The organism is Streptosporangiales bacterium, from assembly GCA_009379825.1.
Classification (GTDB): domain Bacteria; phylum Actinomycetota; class Actinomycetes; order Streptosporangiales; family WHST01; genus WHST01.
The window spans coordinates 1-4,627 of sequence record WHTA01000155.1 but is presented as its reverse complement, the minus strand read 5'-3'; the positions used below and the strand labels follow the sequence as shown (position 1 = coordinate 4,627).

The window sequence follows — 4,627 nt, the reverse complement described above, 5'->3', positions numbered from 1 at the left end:
CTACGAAGACTCATACCTACCCACCGGCTCCATGGGCGGTACCGCCGAGGAGGCCCTCGACACAGCCTGCGGTCTCTACCTCGCCGACCCGACCGCCTGGACCTGAGCCCCCGACGAACTTCCGGAGATGCCCACTAGCCGCTCAGAAGCCGAGCGGCGTGGCGCGGAACTGCTCGATGTCGGCGGGGTCGCCGAGCAGCTTGACCTGGGCGTGCTCGGTGCGGCCGAACGCGTAGAGCACCAGCTCGCTGGCGGGGCCGGCGACCGTCACGTACGACGAGCCCTGGTGGGCGCGCCAGATCACCCCGCCGGAACGGCGCAGCGCGATCCCGACCGGAGCCTTGCGCAGCAGCAGCCGCGACATCGTCCGCATCCGCCGCCACAGCTCCTCGGTGTGCTGCTCCGGCAGCTCCCGCGGCTGCCAACCGTCCTGGGCACGCCGGACGTCCTCGTGGTGGACGAAGAACTCGATCGCGTTCAGCGCTGCGTCCACCGGCGGCGGGCTGAACGCGGACAGCACCGGCGGACCCCCGCGCAACAGCTGCACCAGCGCCCGCCACGGCCGTTTCCCGAGTGCTTCCTGCACCCGGTCGCGGTGACCGGACAGCGGCGGCACGAACATGCCGAGCGCGGCGTCCGGGCGCCGCTCCCTGATCGCCAGATGAACCGCGAGGTCGCGGGTCACCCAGCCGTCGCACAGGGTGGGGGCGTCAGGCCCCACCTGGTCGAGCAGGTCACACAGCGCGGCGCGTTCGGCCCGGGCGAGGCTTCGCATGGCGTCAGCGTAGTCGCGTGTGCGCGGCGGGAATTCAGCGGGACGATCGAGTGTCGTCGGTAAGGAGCGACCCGGCCGGGTGTCCCTCACCTGAGCTAATGTCGAGAAGGCAGCGTGCAAGAACCCGAGAAGGAGCCCAGTGCCTCGTGACGACGTGATGCGGCGTGGGCTGCGCCTGCTGGCAACGGCCATCAGGGAGGAACCGCGGATCTTCCTCGGTGCACTGGTCGGCAGTGCGCTTTACGGCGGCATGACGGTGGGCATCGCGGAGGCCGTCGGGTGGGCGACGGGCAACGTGCTGCTGCCCGCGTTCGAGCAGGGCCGCACCACCGCGGGCCTGCTGGCAGCCGGCGCCGGCCTGGTCATCGCGGTGTCGATGCTGAAGATCGTCGGCATCCTCGGCCGGAAGATCCTCGCCGGCATGATGCAGTACCGGCTGATGGCGACGTACCGCCGGCGGGTCACCCGGCAGTACCTCAGGCTGCCGTTCGAGTGGCACCAGCGGCACCCGACCGGCCAGCTGCTGTCCAACGCCAACTCCGACGTGGAGACGCTGTGGAGCGTCATCGCACCGCTGCCGATGGCGCTCGGCGTCGTGGTGATGGTGGTTGTCGCCGTCGGCTCCATGCTGCTGACCGACCCGGTGCTCGCGCTCGTCGGGCTGCTGGTGTTCCCGTTGCTCGCCGCGGTGAACTACGTCTACCAGAAGCGGATGCGCCCGGTGGCGATGCGTTCGCAGGAGCTGCGCGGCACGGTGAGCTCCGCCGCCCACGAGAGCTTCGAGGGTGCGCTCGTGGTGAAGACGCTCGGCCGGGAGGACGACGAGGCGCGCAGGTTCGCGAAGGAGTCCGAGCAGCTGCGCGACACGAACATCAAGCTCGGCCGGATCGCCGGGGTGTTCGACCCGATCATGGAGGCGGTGCCGAACCTGGGCGTGCTCGCGGTGCTCGTGGTCGGCAGCCTGCGCATCGACGCCGGTGCGCTGGCCGCGGGCGAGCTGGTGAAGGTCGCGTACCTGTTCACGCTGCTCGCGTTCCCCATCCGCGCCTTCGGCTGGGTACTCGGCAGCCTGCCGCGATCGGTGGTCGGCTGGGACCGGGTGCGCTACGTGCTCGACGCCGACGGCGAGCTGCCGTTCGGCGCCGGCGAGACGCAGCGCGAGGGGCCGGCGCGGCTGCGCCTGGACGCGGTCTCGTTCGCGTACCCGGAGTCGGCGACCGACGCCGTGAAGGACGTCAACCTGGCCGTCCCCGCGGGCCGCACGGTCGCCGTCGTCGGGCCGACGGGCGCCGGCAAGTCCACCCTGGTCGGCCTGCTCGCCCGGCTGGTGGACCCGCGCGGCGGCAGCATCACCGTCGACGGCATCGACCTGCGGACGCTGCGCCGGGGCGCGCTGTCCGACACCATCGCCGTCGTGCCGCAGCAGGTGTTCCTGTTCGAGGACTCGCTGCGCGAGAACGTGACGCTCGGCGACGAGTTCACCGACGAGCAGGTCTGGGCGGCGCTGCGGCTGGCGCAGGCCGACGGGTTCGTGTCGGCGCTGGCCGACGGCCTCGACACGACGGTCGGGGAGCGGGGCACGACGCTGTCCGGCGGGCAGCGGCAGCGCATCGCGCTGGCCAGGGCGCTCGTACGTCGGCCGCGGCTGCTGGTGCTCGACGACGCGACGTCCAGCGTCGACCCGCAGGTGGAGGCACGCATCCTCGACGGGCTGCGCTCCGGGCTGCGCGACGCCGACGCCACCGTGCTCGTCGTCGCGTACCGGCAGTCGACCATCGCGCTGGCGGACGAGGTGGTGTACGTGGCGCAGGGCCAGATCGTCGACCGCGGCACGCACGGCGAGCTGCTCGCCCGCTCCGCCGGCTACCGCGACCTGGTCACCGCGTACGAGCTGGACACGGAGGACGTCGCGTGAGTGCGGTAGTGCAGGAGCGCACCAGCTCGACCATCGACGCCACCCAGGAGCTGTCCGGGTTCGCGGTGCTGCGCCGTGGCATCGCGCTCTGCCCGGAGTTCGTGCAGGGTCTCAGAGTCACGCTGCTGCTCGCCCTGGTCGCCACGACCGGCCGGGTGGTGATCCCGGTTGCGATCCAGCGGACCATCGACAACGGCATCGCCGGGGCCGGCGGCCCCGACCTCGGCTACGTCCGTACGGCGGCGGCGCTCGCGGCCGTCGGCCTGGTGCTGACGGGTATCGCGGCGTACCTGGTGAACGTGCGGCTGTTCCGGTCGTCGGAGACCGGGCTGTCCAGGCTGCGGGTGCGCGCGTTCAGGCACGTGCACGACCTCTCGGTGCTGACCCAGAACGCGGAGCGACGCGGCTCGCTGGTCTCCCGGGTGACCAGCGACGTCGATCAGATCAGCCGGTTCATGCAGTTCGGCGGGTTGATGATCGTGGTGTCGCTCGGGCAGCTGCTCGTGGCGACCGTGCTGATGGCCGTCTACTCGTGGCAGCTGACGCTGTGGGTCTGGGCCTGCTTCCTGCCGCTGATGTTCGCGCTGCGTACGTTCCAGCGCTGGCTGGCCGCCGCGTACGGCGTGGTCCGGGCGCGGGTGGGCAGCATGCTCGGCGCGATCAGCGAGGCGGTCGTGGGGGCGTCGGTGATCCGCACGTACGGCATCGAGCGGCGCACCCAGGAGCGGGTGGACGGGGCGATCGACCGGCAGTACCGCGCGCAGAACCGGGCGCAGATCCTCTCCACGCTGACGTTCAGCTCCAGCGAGCTGGTGGCCGGCATCGCGATCGGCGGCGTCGTGGTGATCGGTGTGCTGCTCGGGGTGGGCGACCAGCTCACCGTCGGGCAGCTGGTCGCGTTCCTGTTCCTCGTGTCGCTGTTCGTGGCGCCGGTGCAGACCGGCACCGAGGTGCTCAACGAGGCGCAGAACGCGCTCGCCGGCTGGCGGCGGGTGATCGCCGTGCTCGACACCGAGCCCGACGTGCGCGACCCGGGTGCGGCCGGCGTCGCGCTCCCGCGCGGGCCGGTCGACGTCGGCTTCGAGGACGTGTCGTACGCGTACCCGGGTGGCCCACCGGTGCTGCTCGACGTGGACGTGCACATCCCCGCGAACCGGAAGGTCGCCGTCGTCGGCGAGACCGGGTCGGGCAAGACGACGTTCGCGAAGCTGCTCACCCGGCTGATGGACCCGACGCACGGCCGGGTGCTGCTCGACGGCGTGCCGCTGCAGGACGTGTCGTTCGCGTCGCTGCGCGAGCGGGTGGTGATGGTCCCGCAGGACGGCCACCTGTTCGACCTGTCGGTCGGCGACAACATCAGGTACGGCCGGCCGTCGGCCAGCGACGCGGAGCTCTACGAGCAGCTGACCGACCTCGGTCTGCGCGACTGGGTCGACTCGCTGCCGAACGGGCTGCACACGCCGGTCGGGGAGCGCGGCGAGTCGCTGTCCGCGGGGGAGCGGCAGCTCGTCGCGCTCGCCCGCGCGTACCTCGCCGACCCCGACCTGCTGGTGCTCGACGAGGCGACGTCGGCGGTGGACCCGGCCACCGAGGTGCGCATCCAACGGGCGCTCGACGGCCTGACCTACGGCCGCACTGCCGTGGCCATCGCGCACCGGCTGTCGACCGCGGAGGCGGCCGACGAGGTGCTGGTCTTCGACCGCGGTGTGCTCGTGGAACGCGGCCCGCACGACGACCTGCTGGCGCGCGGCGGCACGTACGCCGCGCTCTACGCCTCGTGGCAGCACGCCGCCGGCACCTAGATGGTTGATTCCTTGGTCAGTGGTCGTAGGCGGTTAGTGATCGTTTGCTGGTGACGCCGGTGGTCCAGTTGGTCCAGATGCCGGAGGTGAGGGCGAGGAGTCGCTGGGCGATGCGGGTGAAGACTCCGGTGGGTG

General features: G+C 71.8%; 4 protein-coding genes. 2 read left to right on the top strand and 2 right to left on the bottom strand.

Annotated elements, in window-relative coordinates; all coding sequences use genetic code 11:
- Positions 1-142: 142 nt before the first annotated feature.
- On the bottom strand, positions 143-775 hold the full coding sequence (locus GEV07_30715) for a TIGR03085 family protein (GenBank protein ID MQA06881.1): 633 nt from the start codon (positions 773-775) through the stop codon (positions 143-145).
- Between the two features lie 157 nt (positions 776-932).
- Here GEV07_30715 and GEV07_30710 point away from each other — a divergent pair, with 157 nt between their 5' ends.
- Entirely contained in the window at positions 933-2,690 is a 1,758-nt protein-coding gene (locus GEV07_30710) for an ATP-binding cassette domain-containing protein (GenBank protein ID MQA06880.1), read from the top strand.
- A complete protein-coding gene (locus tag GEV07_30705) occupies positions 2,687-4,492 on the top strand; it encodes an ATP-binding cassette domain-containing protein (protein MQA06879.1) in 1,806 nt (601 codons plus the stop codon). The genes GEV07_30710 and GEV07_30705 overlap by 4 nt, the downstream gene beginning before the upstream one ends.
- A gap of 16 nt (positions 4,493-4,508) precedes the next feature.
- On the opposite strand, the gene GEV07_30700 is transcribed toward GEV07_30705, so the two are convergent.
- Positions 4,509-4,627, bottom strand: a 119-nt coding sequence (locus GEV07_30700) for an IS982 family transposase (GenBank protein MQA06878.1), incomplete at its 5' end; no start/stop codon positions are given.

Excerpts from the sequence above, each read along its gene's own strand:
- GEV07_30715 (MQA06881.1), bottom strand. The coding sequence starts at position 775 with ATGCGAAGCCTCGCCCGGGCCGAACGCGCCGCGCTGTGTGACCTGCTC.
- GEV07_30710 (MQA06880.1), top strand. The coding sequence starts at position 933 with ATGCGGCGTGGGCTGCGCCTGCTGGCAACGGCCATCAGGGAGGAACCG.